This window comes from Enterobacter sp. 200527-13 (assembly GCF_027924865.1).
Classification (GTDB): Bacteria; Pseudomonadota; Gammaproteobacteria; order Enterobacterales; family Enterobacteriaceae; genus Enterobacter; species Enterobacter ludwigii.
Genome location: NZ_BSCM01000001.1, coordinates 1503168 through 1524478, shown reverse-complemented (window position 1 = coordinate 1524478; position 21311 = coordinate 1503168). Strand labels below are relative to the sequence as shown.

At 53.8% G+C, this 21311-nt stretch carries 20 protein-coding genes; 4 read left to right on the top strand and 16 right to left on the bottom strand.

Annotated features, from left to right (window positions below; genetic code table 11):
- Window positions 1–706 precede the first annotated feature (706 nt).
- Complete coding sequence (locus QMG44_RS07205) at window positions 707–2326, bottom strand: mechanosensitive ion channel family protein (RefSeq protein ID WP_086532513.1); 1620 nt, start codon at window positions 2324–2326, stop codon at window positions 707–709.
- Window positions 2327–2552: 226 nt separating this feature from the next.
- On the opposite strand from QMG44_RS07205, the gene QMG44_RS07200 reads away from it, so the two are divergent.
- Window positions 2553–2915 carry a DUF4406 domain-containing protein gene (locus QMG44_RS07200; protein WP_086532514.1) on the top strand — a complete coding sequence of 121 codons (363 nt, stop codon included), beginning with the start codon at window positions 2553–2555 and terminating at the stop codon, window positions 2913–2915.
- Between the two features lie 60 nt (window positions 2916–2975).
- Here QMG44_RS07200 and QMG44_RS07195 read toward each other — a convergent pair whose 3' ends face one another.
- A complete protein-coding gene (locus QMG44_RS07195; RefSeq protein ID WP_020884137.1) occupies window positions 2976–3749 on the bottom strand; it encodes a DeoR/GlpR family DNA-binding transcription regulator in 774 nt (257 codons plus the stop codon).
- Window positions 3750–3835: 86 nt separating this feature from the next.
- Between QMG44_RS07195 and QMG44_RS07190 the strand changes: the two genes are divergently transcribed.
- Window positions 3836–4420 carry an NUDIX domain-containing protein gene (locus QMG44_RS07190; RefSeq protein WP_086532515.1) on the top strand — a complete coding sequence of 195 codons (585 nt, stop codon included), beginning with the start codon at window positions 3836–3838 and terminating at the stop codon, window positions 4418–4420.
- 82 nt (window positions 4421–4502) lie between these two features.
- Entirely contained in the window at window positions 4503–5261 is a 759-nt protein-coding gene (tam, locus tag QMG44_RS07185) for a trans-aconitate 2-methyltransferase (protein WP_086532516.1), read from the top strand.
- Window positions 5262–5267: 6 nt separating this feature from the next.
- Here tam and QMG44_RS07180 read toward each other — a convergent pair whose 3' ends face one another.
- The 5 genes from QMG44_RS07180 to QMG44_RS07160 all read right to left on the bottom strand — a co-directional run bounded on the left by QMG44_RS07180 (window position 5268) and on the right by QMG44_RS07160 (window position 10257).
- Window positions 5268–6458: a cytochrome c biogenesis protein/redoxin gene (locus QMG44_RS07180; protein WP_086532517.1), complete on the bottom strand. Its 1191-nt coding sequence runs from the start codon at window positions 6456–6458 to the stop codon at window positions 5268–5270.
- A gap of 137 nt (window positions 6459–6595) precedes the next feature.
- Complete coding sequence (locus tag QMG44_RS07175) at window positions 6596–7894, bottom strand: ATP-binding protein (protein WP_086532518.1); 1299 nt, start codon at window positions 7892–7894, stop codon at window positions 6596–6598.
- Window positions 7891–8631, bottom strand: a complete 741-nt coding sequence (locus QMG44_RS07170; protein WP_025204193.1) for a response regulator — start codon at window positions 8629–8631, stop codon at window positions 7891–7893. The genes QMG44_RS07175 and QMG44_RS07170 overlap by 4 nt, the downstream gene beginning before the upstream one ends.
- A 44-nt stretch (window positions 8632–8675) precedes the next feature.
- Window positions 8676–9671: an alpha/beta fold hydrolase gene (locus tag QMG44_RS07165; protein ID WP_032678150.1), complete on the bottom strand. Its 996-nt coding sequence runs from the start codon at window positions 9669–9671 to the stop codon at window positions 8676–8678.
- A 145-nt stretch (window positions 9672–9816) separates the two neighbouring features.
- Complete coding sequence (locus tag QMG44_RS07160; protein ID WP_014170062.1) at window positions 9817–10257, bottom strand: GNAT family N-acetyltransferase; 441 nt, start codon at window positions 10255–10257, stop codon at window positions 9817–9819.
- Window positions 10258–10400: 143 nt separating this feature from the next.
- Here QMG44_RS07160 and QMG44_RS07155 point away from each other — a divergent pair, with 143 nt between their 5' ends.
- On the top strand, window positions 10401–10949 hold the full coding sequence (locus tag QMG44_RS07155) for a GNAT family N-acetyltransferase (protein ID WP_086463420.1): 549 nt from the start codon (window positions 10401–10403) through the stop codon (window positions 10947–10949).
- Here the strand turns inward: QMG44_RS07155 and QMG44_RS07150 are convergent.
- The 9 genes from QMG44_RS07150 to sad form a co-directional block, all read right to left on the bottom strand.
- Window positions 10937–11851 (bottom strand): bestrophin family protein, encoded by a 915-nt coding sequence (locus QMG44_RS07150; RefSeq protein ID WP_014170060.1) that lies wholly within the window; start codon window positions 11849–11851, stop codon window positions 10937–10939. The two genes, QMG44_RS07155 and QMG44_RS07150, sit on opposite strands and share 13 nt — an antisense overlap.
- 202 nt (window positions 11852–12053) lie before the next feature.
- Window positions 12054–13505, bottom strand: a complete 1452-nt coding sequence (locus tag QMG44_RS07145) for a tagaturonate reductase (protein WP_086532519.1) — start codon at window positions 13503–13505, stop codon at window positions 12054–12056.
- Between the two features lie 117 nt (window positions 13506–13622).
- Window positions 13623–14150 carry a GNAT family N-acetyltransferase gene (locus QMG44_RS07140; protein WP_020884147.1) on the bottom strand — a complete coding sequence of 176 codons (528 nt, stop codon included), beginning with the start codon at window positions 14148–14150 and terminating at the stop codon, window positions 13623–13625.
- An 82-nt stretch (window positions 14151–14232) separates the two neighbouring features.
- A complete protein-coding gene (locus QMG44_RS07135; protein ID WP_014170057.1) occupies window positions 14233–15198 on the bottom strand; it encodes a sensor domain-containing diguanylate cyclase in 966 nt (321 codons plus the stop codon).
- 109 nt (window positions 15199–15307) lie between these two features.
- Complete coding sequence (locus tag QMG44_RS07130; protein ID WP_047744650.1) at window positions 15308–16753, bottom strand: GGDEF domain-containing protein; 1446 nt, start codon at window positions 16751–16753, stop codon at window positions 15308–15310.
- A gap of 113 nt (window positions 16754–16866) precedes the next feature.
- Entirely contained in the window at window positions 16867–17223 is a 357-nt protein-coding gene (locus tag QMG44_RS07125; protein WP_047744649.1) for a DUF4186 domain-containing protein, read from the bottom strand.
- Window positions 17223–18149: a glutaminase B gene (gene glsB, locus QMG44_RS07120; protein WP_281853011.1), complete on the bottom strand. Its 927-nt coding sequence runs from the start codon at window positions 18147–18149 to the stop codon at window positions 17223–17225. The genes QMG44_RS07125 and glsB overlap by 1 nt, the downstream gene beginning before the upstream one ends.
- Window positions 18150–18211: 62 nt before the next feature.
- Entirely contained in the window at window positions 18212–19801 is a 1590-nt protein-coding gene (locus QMG44_RS07115) for a methyl-accepting chemotaxis protein (protein ID WP_086532520.1), read from the bottom strand.
- 116 nt (window positions 19802–19917) lie between these two features.
- Window positions 19918–21306, bottom strand: coding sequence for a succinate-semialdehyde dehydrogenase (sad, locus tag QMG44_RS07110; RefSeq protein WP_086532521.1), 1389 nt, complete (start codon window positions 21304–21306; stop codon window positions 19918–19920).
- Window positions 21307–21311: the final 5 nt, after the last annotated feature.

The following is a 21311-nucleotide window of genomic DNA, read 5'->3' as shown; positions in this document are numbered from 1 at the left end:
TTGGCATTGTTTATACGTACCGCTATGTCGTTACAGTGTTGTAGACGCCGGGATAGCTCTTTAAGCATTTGAATACTCTAGGCTTAACGCTTAATTTATGATTTCGATGATAGCAGTGTTAAAACGTTGAGCCAATATCCTGTGGTCAGCCAGAATGGCCTGGAATTAAAAAAGGGTAGGATTGCGTAATTAGCATTGCTCAGGAATGGATCATAATAATCAATTTAACTTATGTTGAGCACATGGGGGCTTCATTGATGGATTAATGGTTAACATATTGTTTTTATTATTAATTTTAAGGAATAGATTTCCTTATGAACCAACTTACTTCATGAACTAATCCCATTTTGTCGACTTTGAGTACCTTTCGTCTGTGCTCACTACGACATTTTTCTAACTACACAGGCTGAAGTCAGGTATTTATCTGATTGTTCTATTGAAGTTTCTCCGGATTTTTGTAACCCCTGATGGATATGACGATGGTTAGAATGCTTTCCCGGTGTTAACGCTCGATAACTGTCACGACAAAAGCGCAGGAGAGATATGAAGTTATTTATCACCGCAGGCTATTTAACATAATATACATTATGCGCACCAACATAGATTAAGGCAGAATCTGGCTTTTTATGGTCATCCTTGTTCTGGTGTTTGATAGCCTCTAATGCACCTTATCTGCTCCGAATCCTCCAAACCTGCATAGCCATCTTCACTCACGCTGTTTATTCTCTGGCTTCTCTGCCGGCGCTGCATACCAGTTACCTTCCGTCACGACGACCGCGCCTTCTGGTTGCATCACAAAGTTTGGCGACATGATTTGTACATTAAACTCGTTAAAGACATCCTGAATATTGCTGTGCAGTTCATTGCGGGCCTCCGCCAGTGATTGCCCGGCACGCAGCTTCACCTGAAGTTCATAAGCAATATACCAGTCCATCAAACTCAATTGTCTTACCAGCGGCTGTTGTGACTGATCGATACATTTCGCCCGTCTGGCAGCAATCTCCAGCATGGCATGAACTTGCCGCCATGGCGTGTCGTATCCGATAGTGACACCTGTCGTCAGGTTCGCGCCACCATCTGGATTTTGCGCGCTGAGATTAGTGATTTTGCCGCTAACTACGACAGCATTCGGTACGGTTACAACATAATTCTCCCGCGTAATGATTTTCGTCGCGAGCATACCTATCTCTGTGACCAACCCTTCGTTATCCGCGACCCGAATGATGTCGCCTTTTCTCAAGGCTCGCGAGTAAATCAGTACCAGGCCACTCATGGCATGGTTCATCACCCCGGCAGATCCCAGGGTCAACATTAGCCCAAAGAATACACTGATACCTTTAAAGGCCAGTGAATTGGCCCCGGGTAAAAACGGGTATGCCGCGGACAGAGCAAATAACCACACCACTACAGAAATTAACTTCCGCGTCGCGCCGACGGTTTCAGGATGGATCCCGGGAAGGTGTAAACGCCCTGCTTCTACCTGATTTAACAAGACTTTAAGGAGTTTTAGAATGAAGGCTGTGATAAGAAAAATAATCAGGACGATCAAAATGCCCGGCATAGCCGAGACAATGGACAGTGCGATATCCCGCAGAACACGCATGGTCCAGTCACCCAGCGATGCCCCCCAAACGCGCGTCCAGGGAAACAGACTGAATGACCAACTTAGCCAGATATAAAGCCCGAGAATACCCAGAATAATCATCAGCAAAGCATACAAACGAGTCTCAATCGCGCCGACAAACCTGCGCCAGCGTTGTGGAATGATACTGCGGTTCTCAAGAATGCGGCCTCGATAAAAACGCCTTACTCCACGCCATGACCGCCAGGCACCGTACCAGAAAACAAACAGTGCCAGCAGCCCTGCGGCCGTTTTGCCTGCCGATAATGCCAACCACCCGGCGTCATATTGATCGCGAAGCGCCGTACGTTGTGCCTCCATTCGGGTCAGCACACGTTGAGCAGCTTCATCAAGCGTCAGGTCGTCACCCTCATCGAGATCGGCTTGTGCCAGTAACATCACCGGCTTGCCGTTCATCACAATCAGTCTTCCCGGTTGGTTGTAACGGGTAACCGGAATAATTTTCAGGGGCTCCCGAACATCCTGTTGAGAGAAATTGCGCAGCGTATTACGAATGCGCAAAACTCGCTCTTCAGGCGTGGTCAGACCGAATTTTGCCTGCAGCATAACTATCGGCTGATGGAAAATATAAACCGTTCTGGCGCGCTCCCGATCTGTCGGCTCCTGGCGCGGCTCTGCGGCTACGCTGAGAAAGGAGATTACCGAGAGCAAGCATGACAATGTAACGAGCAGGATCCTCTTCATTTCCACCCCCTGAAACGCAAGATTATTGTTATTTTTCAATACGCCCAGAGAATGGCTGATCTCTGCTTTTTGAGCATAGACCAGCTCGACTCTTCTGCAACTGTCTTAAAAAAACCATAATGCACAATATTGCTTGAAATTGCACGAAATTGGCGACTAATATGAAGCCAGAAACAAAAGACGCACAAACGTGCAAACTCATGCATTTTTACTTACTGAGGTTGATATGACACAACAGTTGATTTTAATCGCCGGCCCCTATCGTAGCGGCACCGATGGCGTGCAGGCGCGCATTGATGAAAACCTTGCTCGTCTTGAAAATGCGGCGTTAGCCGTCTATCAACGTGGCCACGTTCCGGTTATTGGCGAATGGCTGGCCTTACCGTTGGCAAAAGCGGCTGGCTCGAAATCGATGGGTGATGAAATCAGTGAAGCAATGCTGTATCCCGTCGCGCACCGACTCATTGCGAAATGTGATGCTATCTACCGGATTGCCGGCGCGTCCAACGGGGCCGATATGGACATTGAGGTGGCGCAAACGCTGGGGCTTAAGATTTACACTGCGCTTGAGGATATCCCTCAGGTTTGATGTTGCCTGCCAGCCTGTCGGCTTACCGACAGGCCGGATCATAAAGGCTTTTCGCGTGGGTTATGCCTTTTCCGGTTCAGAGGTCATCACCACGGAAACCCCCTTTTCTTTTACCGCGTTAATCCAGGCGCTATCGGTATCGTCTTCAACGACAATCGTGTTCACCAGCGACAGATCGCCAATCACAAAAGATGACGCGGTATTGATTTTTTCGGGGGAAGCCAGCACAACCGTTTCGGCGGCTCTGCCGGAAAATGCACGTTTGATACTCGCCTCTTCAAAATCACCGGTCGTCAGGCCCGCATCAGGATGGATGCCGGTCACTCCCATAAAGAACAGGTCCGCATGGATTTTTTCGATGCCTTCGATAGCAGCCGCGCCGACCGCAACAATAGAGTGTTTATACAGACGGCCACCGATCAGGATAACCTCAATGGAGGGATGTTCGACAAGTCCCAGCGCAATGCCAGGGCTGTGCGTGACCACGGTTATCTTCAAATCAGGAGGCAGAAACGTAATCAGCTCTGACGTGGTCGTGCCGCCGTCAATGATCACCACCTGGCCGTCAGAAATCAGCTGCGCACCTTTACGGGCGACATTTTTCTTGGCATCCATCTTTACCGATTTACGCTCAGCAAACGGGGCAATGGCCGAGGATGACGGCAGCGCCCCGCCGTGAACACGCTGTAAACGCCCTTCTGCCGCCAGCTCGCGTAAATCGCGCCGAATGGTGTCTTCAGACACCGCGAAGAGCGTGCTGAGCGCTTTCGACTGGACCTGACCTTCAGCCTCGAGCTTTTCAAGGATCAATTGTTTTCGCTGCGTTGTGAGCATAAGGAATTCCTGATATTGCACGTTTAATCTTGAAACTGCACGACAATGCTGTTTATGATAATTACTCTACGTAAGGAGGAACAAACGTGCAATCAAAACGTGCAGATGTACGCATCATAGAAAGTGAAACACTGTCTGATAACTGGTACATTCTGAAAAAATATACCTTTGATCTTCAGCGACGCGATGGCGAATGGCAGCGGCAAAATCGCGAAGTTTACGACCGGGGAAACGGAGCCACCATCCTGCTTTATAACCGGGATAAAAAGACGGTGATCCTGACCCGCCAGTTCCGTTTCCCTGTCTTTATTAACGGGTACGAAGATGACCTTATTGAAGCTGCTGCGGGCTTGCTCGATAACATGGATCCGGAAAGCCGGATTAAAGCAGAAGCGGAAGAAGAGACCGGCTATAGCGTTTCCCGCGTTGAGAAAATTTTTGAAGCTTACATGAGCCCGGGCTCCGTCACTGAAAAACTCTATTTTTATCTCGCCGAATACCAGCCGAAAGACAGAACCAGTGAAGGCGGTGGACTCAAAGCGGAGGGTGAGGATATTGACGTACTGGAAATGACGCTGGAAGAGGCACTGCGCGGCATTGAAACGGGCAGGATTGTCGACGGGAAAACCATCATGCTGCTTTATCATGTTGCCCTGAAAGGCATTCTGTAATTGCCGCAGGACAGACACCTGCCGCAGTGCAGGTGTCTGCGTGTGCTATTCTTGCTGAAGCATGCACAACGGAGATGCAAAGATGGCCGACTGGAACCCTTCCCTGTACCTGCGATACGGAGCCGAACGTACGCGCCCCGCCGCTGAATTACTCGCCAGAATTCCCCTGGATGACGTGTCATCCATCGTCGATCTGGGCTGCGGGCCTGGAAACAGTACGGCGCTGTTAAAACATCGCTGGCCTTCAGCGCACGTCACAGGGGTCGATAACTCACCTGCGATGCTGGACGAAGCCCGCAACGCCTTACCGGATTGCCACTTTGTTGAGGCCGATATCCGCCAGTTTAAGCCCGGCCAGCCGCTGAGCCTGATTTACGCCAATGCCTCGTTGCAGTGGGTGCCCGACCACTACGATCTCCTGCCGCACCTGGTCTCTCTGCTCACGTTAAATGGCGTACTGGCCATTCAGATGCCTGACAACTGGCTTGAGTCCACTCATGTGGCGATGCGTGAAGTTGCCTGGGAACAAGGCTATCCCGATCGGGGTCGTGAAGCCTTGCCCGGCGTGCATGCCTATTACGACATTCTGACAGACGCCGGTTGTGATGTGGATATCTGGCGGACAACCTATTTCCATAAAATGAGCTCTCACCAGGCCATCATTGACTGGGTAAGCGCGACCGGTTTACGTCCGTGGCTGCAGGAGCTTAATGAGAGCGAGCAGAAACGTTTTCTCAAGCGCTACCATGAAATGCTGGAAGAGCAGTATCCGCTCCAGGAAAACGGGCAGATACTGCTGGCTTTTCCACGGTTGTTTATCATTGCTCAACGTCAGCCCTGAGCAACGTTATGAGCGGGCCTCTTTAAGCAGCTGCTGGATAACTTTTTCCTGTTCTTCATAGTTACCTTCACCAAAAGAGGTATAACGTAACTGCCCTTTGGCATCGAAATAATAATGTGCCGGCCAGTACTGGTTACCGAAGGCGTTCCAGATCTGGTAGTTATTATCCGTCACGACCCGATACGGCAGTTGCCATTTGTTTACCGCGTTTTTCACCGACGAGAGCGGTTTTTCCCACGGATATTCAGGCGTATGCACGCCGATGACCACCAGACCCTGGGACTGATATCGTGTGGCCCAGTCGCGGACATGCGGGAGCGTATGCTGGCAGTTGATGCAGTCCCAGGTCCAGAAATCAATCAGGACGACTTTACCCCGTAAGGATTCAGACGTGACAGGGTCACCATTAATCCACCCGGTTCCGCCACTTAACGAAGGCAACTGACTGCTGGGTTCGGTCATGACGACCGGCTGCAGTTTTACCGGCGCAGTGGCGGGCTTCGCCAGGGTCAACAGCGTCGTTTCAAGACGGTCAGCCACCCCATTTGCACCTTTCAGCACCGAGCTCATCCCCGTGGCGTTGAACGCCACAGCCGCTAACATCACCACGCCCGCCCCCTTGCGCAACCTTTCCATCAGCGCTGATTTGGCCCGCAGCGGTGCCATCAGTTTCCGACCGCCGGCCATAAGCAGGCCCAGCATAAGCGCACATCCGCTGCCATACGCCGCCAGCAGCGCGCCGGTGGTGATGGCCGAATGACCCGCAATATTGATACTGAAAATAGCCCCAAGGATCGGTCCGGCACAGGGAGACCAGAGCAGACCGACGGCAAATCCGGCCAGGAAAGCGGAAAACATTCCGCGCGTTTGTCCGCTGCGGGTATTGAGGATATTGCCCGCGCTGACCGCAGGCCCGGCTATACGCTGGGCGAAGGATGGGAAAATCAAGGCCAGCGCGGCTGTAGCCAGAATAATGAGTGCCAGCCAGCGCCCTATTATCGTGGCATCCGTGATCCATTCGATGGCAACCGTGACAACCATCGCCACCACGGTAAACATCACGATCATCCCTGCCAGCAGAGCCAGGATATGTCTTCGCTGCCCCTGAAAACCGGCAAACAGAAGAGGTATCACCGGGAGCGTACATGGACTGAGCAGGCTTATCATCCCGCCCAGAAACGCGATTATCAAAAACATAAAAACCTCACATTACAGATGGCCTGCGACGCTGCAGTGAGGGTATTTCATCGTACGGATGTGTTTGGGATGTGTGCAAAAAGGGACGATTTGTCTGCTCTCGTATCGGTCACGCAACCGGATACAAAACCGTACAATCAGCGACGCGGCAGCGTTACCGTGACCTTCAGCCCGCCTTCAGGAAGGTTTGCCAGCCGCAGTTTCCCGTCAAGCTGCGCGGTCAGTTGCGCGGCAATCGCCAGCCCCAGGCCGGTTCCGCCGGTATCACGGTTACGCGATGTTTCTACCCGATAAAAAGGCTGTAATACCGCGTCGAGTTCAGCCTCGGGTATCCCCGGCCCGCCGTCCAGAATATGGATAGCAATGTGTCCGGCAAAAGAACCATCAATCTCAATAACGGCATAGCCACCAAACTTAAGCGCGTTATCCAGGAGGTTGGTCATCACCCGGCGAAGCGCCTGCGGCCGAGTCACTATCGGCAGGCGGGCGTCGTTTGCCTGAAACTGCACGTTTTTACCAATGTCCTGATAATCACAGGCAATGCTGTTTACCCAGGCATTGAGCTCCAGCTTTACCGAGGTCTCTTCCAGAGATTCTGATGACCGGGCATAGGCAATCCCCTCCCGCACCAGACGGGTCATGTTATCGAGGTCGTTCAATAACTTGTCGCGTAACTCGGGTTGATCGGCCATCTCGACGCGCAATTTCATGCGCGTGATGGGCGTCTGCAGGTCGTGAGAAATGGATGCCAGGATCTGCGCGCGTTCGCGAAGATAGGACTGAATGCGCGCCTGCATCGCGTTAAAGGCATGCGCGGCTCTTTGCACTTCTACCGGCCCCTTCTCCGTCATTGGTGTGTTTGCCGCCGGGTCCAGCGCGTCAACTGCACGGGTAAACTGAGAAAAAGGCCGAATCACCTGACGCACGGCGATCCAGGCACAGGCCGCAAGCAGCAGCAGCTGCAATACCAGCACGACAGGTAACCAGCTGGCGACCGGTGGCATGCGTGGCGTCAGATCGATGGTCAACGGTGCCCCATCACGTAAGGTGAGATGCGCCTGAATATGGGAAATGGGACCGGGAACGGCGGTAAACGTGAGCGGGTAGTCAGCCGTAAGGGTCTCTTTTAGCGTTCGAATGGCATCGCGTGAACGCTTATCCTCAGGCGGTGCGCCCGGTTCTCCAGGCCCAAGAATATAGCGATAGTTACCGCGCTCCAGCCGCGGCAGCCAGGCCGCCCGCTCCTGGGCGGGAAGCCGGTCAAGAATGGCCACGCTAGTGGCTACATCGTTTTCCAGATTACCCAGCATTACGGTGCGGGCGCTGTGCATACGTTCAACCATCACCAGCGTCAGGCTGAGGGTATTGGCCAGTAAGAGTCCAGCCAGCACGATGACCAACAGCCGGGACAGCAACGAGCGTGGCCAAAGCGTCATTCATTGGCCTCTTTTATGGTCACCGGCATTGTAAAGACATAACCTTCACTGCGCACGGTCTTGATATAGGCCGGCGTGCGGGCGTCTTCATTCAGACGCTGACGCACCCGGCTCACCAGCAGATCAATCGATCGTTCAAAAAGCTCGGCATCGCGCCCCTGGGTCAGATTTAGCAGTTGATCCCGGGTCAGGACACGCTGAGGGTGATCGAGGAACACGCGCAGCAGACGATATTCCGCTCCGCTGAGCGCCACTACCATCCCTTCACTGTCGATTAAATGACGGGCCACGGTGTCCAGTTGCCATTCTCCGAACGTGACCAGTCGCCCGGCTTCCGTCACCTGTAAATTGGGGGGCATTGTGCGGAAACGACGTAAAATGGCTTTGATCCGCGCGAGTAACTCGCGTGCAACAAAAGGCTTCACGACATAATCGTCTGCCCCCATCTCCAGCCCCAGGATCCGGTCTGTTTCCTCGTTACGCGCCGTGAGCATCAGAATGGGCAAGTCTTTATGTTTACCGCTTCGGAGCTGACGACACAGCGTTAATCCGTCATCGCCGGGCATCATGACATCCAGCACCACAAGATCGATATGCTGTTTATCAAGCACAACTCGCATCTCTTTGCCATTTGCCGCGCCAGAGGCGCGATATCCGGACTTAACGAGGTAATCGACAATCAGCTCACGAATATCCCTGTCGTCATCGACGACAAGGATATGATCAATATGCTCCACAGAAATCTCCAGACTGAAGGGTAACGTATTGAAAATAGCACATTTCAGAGTTTATCTGCGTCCACAACTGCGTTGACGAAATCCTGCGGATCTTCCTGCGGAGGATTGTGACCTACGGTTTTGCCAAAGGTACGGTGTTCATACTTACCGGTGAATTTCCCGGCGTAGGCCTGTGGAGCAGGATGTGGCGCCCCGTTGTTTCCGCCTTCAATGGTGATCGTCGGGACAGTAATATTCGGAAGCGTTGCCAGTTTTTGCTCATAACTGTCGTATTTGCGCTCCCCTTTTTCCAGCCCTAAACGCCAGCGATAGTTACTGAGCGTCACCGCGACATGGTCCGGGTTATCAAGGGATTTGGCACTGGCGTTAAACGTTGCATCGCTAAATTTCCAGTCAGGTGATGCCTGTGACCAGATCAAACGGGCGAAGTCATGGGTGTTTTTGGCGTAGCCTTCAGCGCCACGTTCGGTGGCGAAATAGAACTGATACCACCACTGAACTTCTGCTTTCGGCGGTAAGGGTTGTTTGCCAATCTGCTGGCTGCTGATCAGGTATCCACTGACGGAGACCAGCGATTTAACGCGTTCTGGCCACAGCGCCGCGACGATGTCCGCCGTACGGGCACCCCAGTCGTATCCTGCAAAAACGGCCTGCTTGATGTTCAGGGCATCCATCAGGTTCACAACGTCTTTCGCCATAGCCGAAGGCTGGCCGTTACGCGGCGTTTTGTCTGAGAGGAAACGGGTAGTTCCGTAGCCACGCAGAGAAGGCACAATCACCCGATATCCTTTGGCAGCCAGCGCGGGAGCGACTTGCGCATAACTATGAATATCGTAGGGCCAGCCGTGTAATAAAATGATCGGTTGACCATTTTTCGGGCCGATGTCGACATAACCGACGTTAAGGTCGCCGGCGTTAATCTGCTGAGGATGATCAAACGCCGTCGCGAAATCAGTACCGGTTGCTTCGGCCTGACAGGACATGACGGTACCAAGAGAAACGGTTAACGCCAGAGTTGAGTATGCGAGTTTGCTGAACATGTTGTTATCTCCGATTGAGTACGATTCACGGGGATATAACAACATCGGTTTGTATAGCGGATATGTGCGAATGGGCCTTTATTGCAAGCCTGTGTATGTATCAGAGGCGTTGATACAATGTGATACAAACACAGGTCATTGCGTCTTAAAGCGAGACGCGATAACGAACGTAATCGTCGGCTTCGCCATATTGGTCGTAGAGTTTACGTGCCGGGTTGTTCTGCCGCGTGACCCAGTAAAGTTTCGACCACCCTTCGCGCTTGCCTTCGTCCATCAGGGCGTCAATGAGCGCTTTTCCGGTCCCTGCTCCCCGTTGGCTGGCAGCAACAAACAGGTCTTCCAGATAACAAACGGGCGCTGTCGACCAGGTTCCTTCGTGCAAAATACACATGGCGAAGCCGATGACGTTGCCGTCGCTTTCCGCAACCCGGCAAAACATCGATGATCGCTCGTCGAGCGCCCTTTGCCATGTCGCGGCTGTCACGGACTCATCGAGGACACAGTCATAAAAATGAGTGTAGCCGTCCCACAGCGGACGCCACTGGGAATAATCTTCTGCGCGTAAAGCTCTTACCGTAACAGCCATATATTCCTCATATTACAAATCGAAAGCCTTTTAAAAGCAGTTATTGGTAGTAAAGAAGTCCAGCACACCGAAAAAGAATGTGATAGAGATGAAAATACCAGAAGGTGAACAAAAACATAACGCTTAAACAGGGAGAACCACGGATGACAATACCGACGCTAACGACAGACCGCCTGTTACTCATTCCCCTGGTCGCGGAAGATGCCGTCCAGATACAGCGGCTTTATCCACGCTGGGAAATCGTTCGCTATATGGTCTCCTCAGTGCCCTGGCCCTACCCGGATAACGGCGCGGAGTATTATGTTAATAACGTTGCGCTGCCGGATATGGAAAAAGGCATTGCCTGGTTCTGGAGTATTCGACGTCGCGAGGCGCCGGATGAGCTGATGGGGATTATCTGCCTGTACGATGTTGAAGATAATAACCGTGGGTTCTGGCTGGCGCCGGAGTTTCAGGGTAAGGGATACATGCGTGAGGCCAGTATTGCGGCGACGGATTATTGGTTTAACACCCTGAACAAGCCGGTGTTGCGTGCGCCAAAAGCGGCTGCTAACAGCCGCTCCCGTCGTATTTCAGACAGTAGCGGCATGCGGCTTATCAGGACAGAAAAGAAAGCGTACGTCAGCGGCATACTGGACTCCGAACTGTGGGAAATCACCCGTGACGAATGGAATGCCCGTCAGGTCAGTTGATAATATTTATCCGGTAACAGTCTTTCGGGGATCTCTTCTTCATCGTTCATCTGCAACAGGTCACGTTCCATCATGTTGCAGATGGCGTCCAGCGGCAGGTCGTTATCTTCGGTACCAAACGGGTCTTCCAGCTCTTCCGCCAGCGTATCCAGCGAGATAAAGGTGTAAGAAATCAGCGCCGACACAAAAGGTGTCATGTAGTGCAGATCGACGACCAGCGCGAACGGCAGCATGATGCAGAACAGATACACCGTACGATGAAGGATCAGCGTGTAAGCAAACGGTACGGGTGTCGTCAAAATACGCTCGCAACCCGACAGGACGATGGACATGTCGTTCAGCCGGTTGTTGAGACTGTGGAACAGGATATCTGAGAGCTCGCCATTGCGGCGCCTGACGGCAAGCCACTCCCCCATGATCAGTAAAATACGGTTCGCCGGCGAGTTGGCGTTCATCACCTTGCGTAAATCATCTTCCGGAAGATAACGGGAAAGTTGTTCGGCGTTCGTTTCCCGGCGCAGGGTCATGCGCAAACAGTTGGCAAAGGCAATCTGCAGTCGAACAAACTCGCCGAGATGTTTATCGTCCGGCAGGGTGTTTTTTACCTCGCGAAACAGAGAGCGTGCCGCTATCATCAGTTGCCCCCAAAGCTGGCGCGCCTCAACGTAGCGGGAATAGCAGGCGTTGTTTCGGAAACCGAGAAAGATAGCGATCGCCACACCGAGAATGCTAAATGGCGCAACGGTAAATTTGATGCCAAGGGACGTGTACCACGGCAGCATCAGGATCACGGCGATAGAAAGCAAAAAGTTGAGTAGCAAGCGGGTATAAATTTTTGGCAGTACCGAGCCATGCCAGACAAAGATGAGTTGTAACCAGTGCTGTTTAGGACGAACAATCATAGTGAGTTTCAGGAAAGAAAAAGAGCGTGGCTATTAAACGTGATCCCCCTCACGGTTGCAAGCATGTTAATAAAACATTGAATTTTCTGACCTGGCTAGCCTAAACCGCACGGTGCCAGAGGTGTTTTTTAAAAACAGAGTAAATAGTATGTTGTAACTAATGAGATCCCCATTAAAACCCGGCCGAAGCCGGGCAACGGTGTTAGCAGAGCGGTTTAACGGCCGCACGCATTCCTTGAAGCAGAATAGCATCCAGATCCCGCGTAACCTGCTCGACCAGGCCGTTAACCTGCGTAAGATCTTGCTCCCAGTGTTCACTCACGCTCAGTACCGATTTTACCAATTGGCGGGTAGTGATCTGGCGATCGTGATGCTGTGTCCACAGCTGCTGGAAACGCGCCAGCCAGTGCGCGTCGTCCTGTACCGGGTAACTTTCCCCGTTACGCTCCCCGCGATAAAACGCAATCAGTGCCGCTAAAGCAAACGTCAGTCGCGCAGGCAATGACCCGGTTGCTTTCTGCCCTGCCAGCAGCTGCGGCAGAATGCGGGTGCGGAACTTGGTCATCCCGTTGAGGGCAATCGACAGCAGCTGATGCCGGATGTAAGGGTTACGGAAACGACCCGTTACCGCACTGGCGAACGATTCCAGCTCATCACGCGGCAAATCCAGTACCGGAATAATTTCCTCATAGATAGCTTTTTCGACAAAAGCGCACACTTCCGCATCGTTCATCGCCTCGCCTACCGTGTCCAGCCCGGTCTGGAAGGCTACCGGTACCAGCGCCGTGTGCGCACCGTTCAGAATGGCGACTTTACGCTCTTTGTAGGGACGGATGTCATCCACGATCAATACGTTGAGCGGGAACTTATCAAGACGCAATTCGCTGGCAAGGGCGTCAGGGCCTTGAATCACAAACAGATAGAAGTGTTCGGCGGTATCCAGGAACCCATCCTGATAACCCAGTTCAGCCTGCAGGGCGGCCACTTCGTCACGCGGGTAACCCGTTACAATGCGGTCAACCAGGGTCGAGCAGAAGCAGTTGGCATCGTTCAACCATTCAGTAAAGGCCGTCGGCAGCGCCCACTCCTGCGCGTAGCGCAGCACCAGTTCCCGCAGCGCATCCCCGTTGTAGTCAATCAGTTCACACGGAATGATGACCCAGCCTTTGTCTGGCGCTCCGTTAAAATGACTGAAACGCTCGAAGAGCAATCGCGTCAGCTTCGCCGGGTAGCTGACGGCAGGCGCATCTTCAAAGGTGTCGCCCGCGTGATAACCGATCCCCGCTTCCGTGGTATTCGAGAACACAAAGCGCATCTCCGGGTTATGAGCCAGCCTGAGGAACGCATCGTATTCATAATAAACGTTGATTTCGCGGTTAACGGAACGGATAAGACGTGCATCGCTCACCGCGTCGCCTTTCTCGTTCAGGCCGCGAATGATCGTGGTATACAGGCCATCCTGCGTATTCAGCGACGGCGGAAAATCACTTTGAATGGGACGAACGACCACCACACCGGCGTTGAGATCGGTATGTTCGTTTAACAGGTCGATTTGCCAGTCGATAAACGCCCGCAGGAAATTGCCTTCACCAAACTGAATGATACGTTCCGGATAGTGTGGACCGGGAAAATCATGACGGTTAAGTGTGTTCACAATGGGTTCCTTTTATAATTAGTCATACAGCCTGATAAGATTGGTACGATAACTTATCAAAACTTTACGACCGGGAACCCTGTTTTGATCAATTCATGATGGAGTTGTGAAAAATAATTATAAGAACTTATAGAACACGGAGGTGGCGGTCATCGCACCGTCCGGCATCAATGCATAGCGCGGGATCTCCCCCACTTTTTGCCAGCCAGCACGCTGGTAGAACGTCTCGGCACCGCTGCCAGTCGACGTATCCAGTACCAGGACCGAAATGCCTCTGGCTCTGGCCTGAACTTCAAGTTCTTCCATCAGGGCCATTGCCGCCCCTTTACGGCGCGCTTTTTCATGGACCAGCAGTTTTGCCACATCCGCGCGATGCGGCTGATTCTCCGGCTGATCGGTGATCAACTGTACCGTGCCGATAACACCGTCCTGCGGATCGATACTGGCCAGCACAAGACGTTCATTGCGTCCCACGCTCTCAGCAATACCGCGCCAGAAAGCACGTGCTTTTTCCGGGCTAAAGGGCAACATAAAACTGACGGATGCGCCGCCGTTAACGCAGTTTTCGAGGATCGCGGACAACGCATCGAGGTGGGTGAGGATCTCTTCCCGGGTGAGGTTTTTGATGTGCAGTGAGGTATTCATTGTTTTTCCTTACGTTGAATACCGTCACTGTGCAATTAACATCTTATTAACGCAAACGGATCGATCATAGGCTTTTGTTATGTCATCTTTCGCGATGGCGCTGCTGCTTCATGGCATACATCTTTTCATCGGCCTCTTTTAGCCACTGTTGCAGGTCATGACCATTGTGGTCGAATTCACTGAGGCCCCACGAGAACAGAAGCGACCACGGATGCAATTTGCGGGCATTATAATTTTCGACCTGCTCGGCCAGATACTGCATCGCAATCCAGGCCCCCTGCTCATCCGTATCGGCGAACAGCACGGCAAACTCATCCCCGCCAAAGCGAACCAGCAGATCCGCCTCACGGAAGGAGGAACGCATCAGTTGCGCCATCACGTTCAGCGCCTTATCGCCTTCCTCGTGGCCGTAGCGATCGTTTATCTCCTTAAAGCGATCCAGATCCAGCCAGCCGAGGGTTAACGGCTCTGCACGGCGTCGGGCGACGGACAGGGTAAACCGAACGAGCTGATTAAAGCCCCGACGGTTGAATAAGCCCGTCAGTTCATCGGTAGTCGCCGCACTGACGGCGGCAAATTCATCTTCTGCCAGCGCGCCCAGGTCTCCCAGCACGGCAAGATCGGCCGCCGTAAACTCGCGCGGAGAATAATCAATCAGGCAAAGCGATCCGACGCTCGCGCCGTCGCGCAGACGCAGCGGGAAACCAGCGTAGAAACGAACGCCAGGCTCACCGGCCACCAGCGGATTATCGGCAAAGCGGTCATCCTGACGCATGTCCCCCACCACCAGCGGCGCTTCGCTGAGGATCGTATGGCCACAAAATGAGATATTGCGCGGGACAGAGTCCGGTGCCTGGCCATCCGCTGACTTCACGATCAGCGAATGCTCATCGATAAGATTGACCATCGCCAGCGGCACCTGGAAAAAGCGTTTTGCCAGACGCGTCAGGCGGTCAAAGGCCGGCGAACTGTCGATTTCAAGCAGGCCTGATTCGCGCAGCGAGTTCAGACGTTCCGTTTCATTTTCAGGGGTTGCAGGTGTTTTCATAACGTCTCCTGACGCAAGCTTTACTAAAAGCGTAGCTTAAACAGAGACATTGTCAGTGTACGAATATCCTGTTCAGACGCTATTTGTTAACGTCACTGGCTCATGACGACTAATGCAGTGATGTTTCGCTGCCGGTGGTTGCAGTAACCTGCTCATCCGACAACCGGGCGCTGGTCCGATTTCGCCCCGCTTTCTTTGAGCGATAGAGATGATCGTCCGCTTCAGCCATCAGCTTATTAAAGACCTCCGTCAACTGCCATGATTCAGATTTACCGCTGCCCAGGCCAATGCTGACGGTCAGATACAGCGTCTGCTGGCGCCAGGTAAACGGATGATGTGCGACGGTGGTTCGAATGCGTTCAGCCAGTTCAAAACCGTGCTGCGCATCCCCGGAGTTCACGACCACCGCGAACTCTTCTCCGCCCATTCGCGCCACCATACCGTCCTCACCGACAACCTGCTGAACCTGCCGGGCAAAGGCCGCCAGTATGCGATCACCGCACTCGTGACCGTAGTTATCATTGATGCTTTTGAAGTAATCGATATCCAGCAGCATGACGGTTAAAAAACGCGAATGCCGGTGCGCCTCTTCTTGCTTTAACGCTTCATAAAGCCCGGAGCGGGAATAGACATGCGTCAGAAAATCATAATCTGCCCGCAGTGACACCTGACGAATCAGTGAATTAATGGCCGCCACGCTGACGGAGACCATCACCGGACAAATAGCCATAGTGGCAATGCCCAGCCGGGCTGAGAACATCATCGGGGTCGAAAGCGGTGTCGCAACGGCAATATTGATAATGGAGTTGGCAACCAGAATGATCTCAACGGCGCCCGTGAGAAACGTCAGTAAACAGGTGACGGGCAGCGGGTAGCGTACCGCACACCAGATAAGCGCCGGCAGCGGGAAACAGAGGCTCCCCGCGCCGCCAATCACCACCGATGCGACCACCGAGACAATCAACGCCATAACCGGGAACAGCTGCTCCAGACGTAACTGAATATCACGCACGGGCAGGCTAATCGTCAGCATACACGGCACAATCAGCACCCCCGTTGAAAACTGCTCGCTAAACCAGTCGGCAAACAGCGGCCAGAAGGTGTGACTGTCGATACCGACCGACCCCACCGCGCCAAGCAAGGCACACAGCAGCGCAGCAATCAGGCAGTAGTTAAACAGACGCAGCGCATTAAGCGGATCGGGGGTTTTCATCAGCCGTTTATCACGCAGAACCAGTATGGCGACCACGACGATAAAAATCATATTCGACAGGTTAATCACCAGCGAGGCCATTCCCCAGCTGGTGGTGACCGCGTCGTACATCAGCATGGCAACATACGCGACCGCGTAGTTATGCAGACGATTCAGATAAGCATAACGGGCGAATACTCCCGCCATAACGCCATTCAGTGGCCAGAACAGCGACAACGCTTCAACCAGACGCAATTCAGCACCCACAAAATAGAATAAGGTGGTGAGAATAAAGATCCACGACGCATTACGCAGCGGAGTATCGGGTTGAAAAAACCTGAAGGCAGAGAGAGCAGAACGCATTAAATATCATTCCGTATAATAACTTATGGCGATTATGTCGATCGTCAGCAGGATCTGAACTAACTTAACCTGCATCTATAACACAAATACAACAGGATCATAACTCGTCAAATTTAGGCGTTCATCTGCAGCACCAGCCAGTGGTGGATCACGCTGACGATATAATGCTGTTGCTGCGCGCTGAGCTGAACACCCTGCGGAATGTTATGCCACTTTGCCAGACAGCCACGACAACAGGTGGCGGTGGCATGCTGAGCGATAAACACCGGATGACCGCGCATGGGCGTCTGTTTTCCGTCATTGTTGGGATGGGCCGGTGCAAGACGCCGGGCAACAAAATCGGCGGCGTGCTGGTCAATGGTTTCGGCACCTTTGTCCCAGCAGTACTGCCGTTCCTTCGTGCCCAGGCGAAAGCGCGAACGAAAAGGCGATCGCGCCAGGCGGGCAAAAAGCGGATCCAGGGTCGACATCAGTATACGGAACGTCCCAGACGTTGGGTCAGTTTCTCCAGAACTGCCACACCGGCAAGTGAATTTCCCGTTTCATCCAGCTCCGGGCTCCAGACGGCAATCGCCATTTCGTGAGGCACGATTGCCACCACCCCGCCCCCGACACCCGATTTAGCCGGAAGACCGACGCGCCAGGCAAACTCTCCGGCGTTCTGATACATCCCGCTGGTCGCCATCAGGGCATTCACCTGACGCGCCTGCATGGGCGAGATAACATCTTGCGCGAGGTGCGGCGCATGCCCCTGATGGGCGAGGAACAAGAATGTCTGTGCCAGTTCAACACAGCTCATTTCCAGCGCGCAGTAATGAAAATAGTTTTGCAGCACGGTGGCGACATCGTTATGGAAGTTACCAAACGATTTCATGAGCCAGGCGATAGCCGCGTTACGGGCGGAGTGTTCAAACTCCGAGCGCGCCACCACCGCATTGTAGGCAATATCGGCGACGCCCGAGAGCTGGCGGACAATTTCAAGCATGCGCTGGCGAGGGGCGCTAAGACGGCTTTGCAGCATATCGCAAACCACCAGCGCACCGGCATTGATAAACGGGTTACGCGGTTTACCCTGTTCAATTTCGAGCTGAAGCAGTGAGTTGAAAGGCTGCCCGGACGGATCTTTCCCCACGCGGTGCCAGATTTCGTCTTCCTCATACTGGCGCATGGCCGCAACCAGACTGAGTACTTTTGAAATCGATTGAATTGAAAAACGCTCGGTGGCGTCACCGGCCTGGTAACGCTGCCCGTCTACCGTACAAATGGCAATACCCAGCTTGTTCCCGCTGACCGAGGCAAGGGCCGGAATATAGTCGGCAACCTTCCCTTTTCCAATTAACGGACGAACCTGCGACAGAATCTCGTCCAACATCTCATTATGGATGACCGCAGCCACACTTTGCTCCTTGCCCTCAGGCTAAAACGGGCTGCGAGTATAACAGAGGCTTATATGTTGCGTCAGGCGCTAAGACGAAAACGCGAAACCGCCTGCAATAAAAGATCGGATTGCTTATGCAGCCGTTCAGAGGCATCCGACGCGTCAGACACCAGCATGTCGGTCTGACGGGAAACCTGATTCAGCGCCTGAAGCTGCCGCGTCATTTGATGAATGCTCTCCCCCTGGCTCAGGGTTGCTACCGAGATCTCATTCAGCAGACTGCTTAAATTAGCCACCAGCCCGATCACCTGCTGCAGATTATCTTCCAGCAGGTTAACGGCCCGGGAACCGTCTTCGATGCCCTGCAAAGAGTGATTGATCAGCGCCTGAATAGTCTGCGTCGAGTGGCTGCTCTTTCTGGCCAGCAGCCCCACTTCCCGGGCGACAACGGCGAACCCGCGCCCGTGGTTCCCCGCATGGGCGGCCTCGATGGCCGCATTCAGAGCCAGAATGTTGGTCTGAAACGCCACGCTGTCGATCATCGCTACGATCCCGCGCATCTCTGACGATCGGTCAACGATCGCCTGCATGGAGGCATTGACGGTCGTCATCATCCGATCGCCGCCCGCGGCTACCTGGCGCGCCTCGTCCGCCCTGGAGCTGGCGAGTTTTGCATATCCTGTATTCCCTTCCACGTGGTTTTCCAGCGCCGCAATGTGTGTCGTCACATCCTCAAGCTCTTTCGCCTGACGAGCCGACTGCAGATACAGCTTCTGGCTGCCCTGTGCCAGAGAGCCTATATTTTCAACCATTGCGTGGGTGGCATTGCTGACCTGGGTCACCAGTTCCTGCAGTCCGTGCTGCAGGGTGGAAACACTGTCGCTTAACTGTCCGATCTCCTTGTTAAAGCGCAGTACGCCAGGCGGTGTACCGGCCAGGTCTCCTGCCGCCAGCTGGTTAATGTGAGCAATCAACCGACGCAGCGGCGTAATGACCCAGCGGGACATGCCGAACCACACCAGAATGGCGATGGCAAGTAGCAGAACCGGTGCAATCAGGAAGAGCGTTTGCAGGCCAGAGAGTTGCGCCATCAGACTCTGGCGGCCCTGCATCGCCTGCTTCTCGCTGGCCTGCTGATAGCGGGCATAGTTTTCGTTGAAGTCAGTCTGAAAAGCCTGAGCAGGTACGGCAAAAAAGGCGTCGATCGTGCTGGTCTTAATGAGCCCTTCCGCCTGCTCCTTGATGGCACCGTAGAAAAGCTGGTAGCTGGCGATCAGGGCATCATCTTTTGGCGGATTGAGCGCCAGCCAGGCGTTCCAGGCCTGCTGAGAAACCGTCAGCGACGCCTGAGCTTCGTCCATCAGGCTGTGCCAGCTTCCTTCAGAGCCGGTCTCTTTATCCTGCATAAACCAGACGCCGGAGCGGTTAAGCAGATCGCTTGCTGCCAGCAGAGACACGCGGGCCAGATCCAGTTTGCTCTGTTGCTGGTATGCCAGCAGATTTTGCTGCTCGTTGCGCTGAGCGTCTTTCAGGGAAGCATTGAGCAAAAATGAAGAGGAGAGTTGCAGTGCGGAGAAAAGACCAATAATACAGAAAATACCGGTCAGCAGGCCAAACTGACGAGGGATGAGGCGCTGCGCAATACGGCGAAAAATTTGCGTTAGGTTCATAATTTTCTTCAGTAACAAGACGTTAGACGCGTGCGAGTCTACGAAACGAAAATGACAGAACCATTGCAGGAAAATGACAACGGCCTTCGTGCTGAAGGCCGTTATCGGAGAGCGAACTAGACTCTGTTCTTCCATACCGTCTGCACGTTACAGAACTCGTGCAGACCGAAGTGGGAAAGCTCACGACCAAAACCGCTCTTCTTCACGCCGCCAAAGGCCACGCGCGCATCGCTGGCGCTGAAACCATTGATGAACACCCCACCGCACTCCAGCTCACGAGAGAATTTCTCCGCCAGCGTATCGTTCGCGGTAAAGACGGTTGCGGACAGACCAAAGTCGCTGTCGTTAGCCAGCTGCAGCGCGTGCTCCGCGTCTTTCGCAACGCTAACCGCCGCAACCGGACCAAACAGCTCCTGACGAAATGCCGTCATGCTGGCAGTGACATTCCCCAGCACGGTCGGTGCATAGTAGTTACCTTCACCGGCGACTTTCTCCCCGCCAAGCAGCAGCGTGGCGCCTTCGGCCAGCGTGGCCTGCACCTGCTGATGCAGTTCATCGCGCAGGTCAAATCGCGCCATCGGGCCAATAAAGTTTTCTTCGCGATCTGGCTCGCCCATCTTCAGGGCTGCCGTCGCCTCGACAAAACGCTGGGTGAAAGCATCAGCGATGCCCTCTTCCACAATAAAGCGCTTAGCGGCGGCGCAAACCTGTCCGGTATTCTGATAACGACCGGCCACGGCTGCTTTCACCGCCAGATCCAAATCAGCATCATTGAGCACAATAAACGGATCAGAACCGCCCAGTTCCAGGACGCATTTCTTCAGTGCTGCCCCCGCCTGCGCACCAATCGCCGCCCCCGCGCGCACGCTGCCGGTTACGGTTACGGCGGCAATACGACGGTCGCTGATCGCCTGGCTCACGCCCTCATTCGTGGCATTCACCCAGCCAAAGGCACCCTGCGGAAAACCGGCGTCAGCAAATACCTGCGCAATAAGGTCAGCCGAGCCGAGTACGTTTGGCGCATGCTTGAGTAGATAGCTGTTCCCGGCCAGCAGGATGGGTACCGCGCCACGCAGTACCTGCCAGAGCGGGAAGTTCCACGGCATGACGGCAAGAACAGGTCCCAGCGGCCGGTATTCAATCACCGCGTTTTGGTTTTCTACCAGGGTCGGTTCAGGCTGCAGCATTGCCGGGCCGTGTTCCGCATACCAGTCGCAGAGGCTGGCGGATTTTGCCACTTCAGCACGCGCCTGCAAAATGGGTTTGCCCATCTCACGGGAGATCATTCGGGCCATCTCTTCTGCACGGTTGCGCAGCGCGCTGGCGAGATCGCGCAGCTTCTGCGCCCGGTCGGAAACGCTTACGCGTCTCCACTGACGAAAACCGGCATCAGCCTGCGCAATTGCGCGTTCAACGTCGTCGGTGCTCGCCCACGGATACGCCGCGAGCGTCTCACCGGTGGCTGGGTTAACAGAGAGGGCATGTGTAGCAGATGAATAAGTCATGATGG

What these genes read in the sequence shown, in the direction of transcription:
- QMG44_RS07205 (WP_086532513.1), bottom strand. Translation starts at nt 2,326, where the DNA reads ATGAAGAGGATCCTGCTCGTTACATTGTCATGCTTGCTCTCGGTAATC.
- QMG44_RS07200 (WP_086532514.1), top strand. Translation starts at nt 2,553, where the DNA reads ATGACACAACAGTTGATTTTAATCGCCGGCCCCTATCGTAGCGGCACC.
- QMG44_RS07195 (WP_020884137.1), bottom strand. Translation starts at nt 3,749, where the DNA reads ATGCTCACAACGCAGCGAAAACAATTGATCCTTGAAAAGCTCGAGGCT.
- tam (WP_086532516.1), top strand. Translation starts at nt 4,503, where the DNA reads ATGGCCGACTGGAACCCTTCCCTGTACCTGCGATACGGAGCCGAACGT.
- QMG44_RS07180 (WP_086532517.1), bottom strand. Translation starts at nt 6,458, where the DNA reads ATGTTTTTGATAATCGCGTTTCTGGGCGGGATGATAAGCCTGCTCAGT.
- QMG44_RS07175 (WP_086532518.1), bottom strand. Translation starts at nt 7,894, where the DNA reads ATGACGCTTTGGCCACGCTCGTTGCTGTCCCGGCTGTTGGTCATCGTG.
- QMG44_RS07165 (WP_032678150.1), bottom strand. Translation starts at nt 9,671, where the DNA reads ATGTTCAGCAAACTCGCATACTCAACTCTGGCGTTAACCGTTTCTCTT.
- QMG44_RS07160 (WP_014170062.1), bottom strand. Translation starts at nt 10,257, where the DNA reads ATGGCTGTTACGGTAAGAGCTTTACGCGCAGAAGATTATTCCCAGTGG.
- QMG44_RS07155 (WP_086463420.1), top strand. Translation starts at nt 10,401, where the DNA reads ATGACAATACCGACGCTAACGACAGACCGCCTGTTACTCATTCCCCTG.
- QMG44_RS07150 (WP_014170060.1), bottom strand. Translation starts at nt 11,851, where the DNA reads ATGATTGTTCGTCCTAAACAGCACTGGTTACAACTCATCTTTGTCTGG.
- QMG44_RS07140 (WP_020884147.1), bottom strand. Translation starts at nt 14,150, where the DNA reads ATGAATACCTCACTGCACATCAAAAACCTCACCCGGGAAGAGATCCTC.
- QMG44_RS07135 (WP_014170057.1), bottom strand. Translation starts at nt 15,198, where the DNA reads ATGAAAACACCTGCAACCCCTGAAAATGAAACGGAACGTCTGAACTCG.
- QMG44_RS07130 (WP_047744650.1), bottom strand. Translation starts at nt 16,753, where the DNA reads ATGCGTTCTGCTCTCTCTGCCTTCAGGTTTTTTCAACCCGATACTCCG.
- QMG44_RS07125 (WP_047744649.1), bottom strand. Translation starts at nt 17,223, where the DNA reads ATGTCGACCCTGGATCCGCTTTTTGCCCGCCTGGCGCGATCGCCTTTT.
- QMG44_RS07115 (WP_086532520.1), bottom strand. Translation starts at nt 19,801, where the DNA reads ATGAACCTAACGCAAATTTTTCGCCGTATTGCGCAGCGCCTCATCCCT.
- sad (WP_086532521.1), bottom strand. Translation starts at nt 21,306, where the DNA reads ATGACTTATTCATCTGCTACACATGCCCTCTCTGTTAACCCAGCCACC.